This is a genomic window from Mariniflexile jejuense (assembly GCF_042675665.1).
Classification (GTDB): Bacteria; Bacteroidota; Bacteroidia; order Flavobacteriales; family Flavobacteriaceae; genus Mariniflexile; species Mariniflexile jejuense.
This window is the reverse complement of sequence record NZ_JBHTJI010000043.1, coordinates 1-1,027: the sequence shown is the minus strand read 5'-3', so window position 1 is coordinate 1,027 and position 1,027 is coordinate 1. Positions and strand designations below refer to the sequence as shown.

The 1,027-nt window shown below is 31.2% G+C and carries 2 protein-coding genes; both read left to right on the top strand.

Annotated elements, in window-relative coordinates; genetic code table 11:
* The first annotated feature begins 140 nt into the window (after positions 1 to 140).
* Positions 141 to 461: a hypothetical protein gene (locus ACFQ1R_RS15810; protein ID WP_379927253.1), complete on the top strand. Its 321-nt coding sequence runs from the start codon at positions 141 to 143 to the stop codon at positions 459 to 461.
* Positions 461 to 802, top strand: a complete 342-nt coding sequence (locus ACFQ1R_RS15805) for a hypothetical protein (RefSeq protein ID WP_379927252.1) — start codon at positions 461 to 463, stop codon at positions 800 to 802. Before ACFQ1R_RS15810 ends, ACFQ1R_RS15805 begins: the two co-directional genes overlap by 1 nt.
* Positions 803 to 1,027: the final 225 nt, after the last annotated feature.

Sequence of the window (1,027 nt, the reverse complement as noted above, 5' to 3'; positions counted from 1 at the left end):
CCGTATATAAAAAATTGCTAGTTTTATACTAAACCAATGTTAGTTGCTTTGCTTGCTTGCTTCCGATTTTCCTACGGAAAATCCTCGCACACAAACACGCAACTTTCCATATACATAAACGTTGTGTGCAATTTGAAAAAATGATAAAATTTCAAACTATATATATAAAAGACAAGTCCGACTTTTCAAAAGTTCCGAACGGATTTAGTGGACTTATGACTAAAAATCAAATTGGAAAGAAAATTGTGTCATTTAAGACTGACCGAAATGATGTTGTTTTATCAAGAGAGTTAGAAAAAGTTATTTCAAAGCTGGATTTTGACAAGTCAGATTATTTAATTCTGACTACAAATTTAACGATGGAAGGAATCAAAATATTGGAAGAAAAAGGAATTGAATATATGACAACTTCAAACTTTATTTGGACTGATGAAAGCTATAAATCTATAAAACAGATTTAATGAATATCCTGTTTGTTTGTAGCCGAAATAAAAGAAGAAGTAGAACAGCTGAAAAAATATTCTCGAATGACCAAAGAGTATATGTGAAATCAGCTGGATTTAGCAGTAAAAGTCCTGTAAAAATATCTGAAAAGCTTGTTAATTGGGCTGATTTGATACTTTTAATGGAATATGAACATTCTAAAAGACTTTTGGAATTATATAGAAAAATTGACATTCCGAAAACCGAAGTATTAGATATAGAAGATAGATTTGAATATATGGATAAAGCATTAATCGAAATTCTAACAGAAAAAACAAACGAAATAATAAAAACTGCACACAACAATGGCTATAAGTAATTGCTTGTTCTCGCTTACTTCTGAAAATCCTCGCGGATTTTCAGTTTGGTGTGTACTTGCAAAGTTAAGTGCTAAACCACGCAACTACTCATAGCCGAGACGTTGTACACAATGTCGCCAACTCAAAACACAAAATGAAAACTAAGGAAAAACCGATAGGTAAATTCATCAATGAATTGGAACTTCCCGAAAATGTTAAGAAAGGAATAAAAATCTTAACTTGGG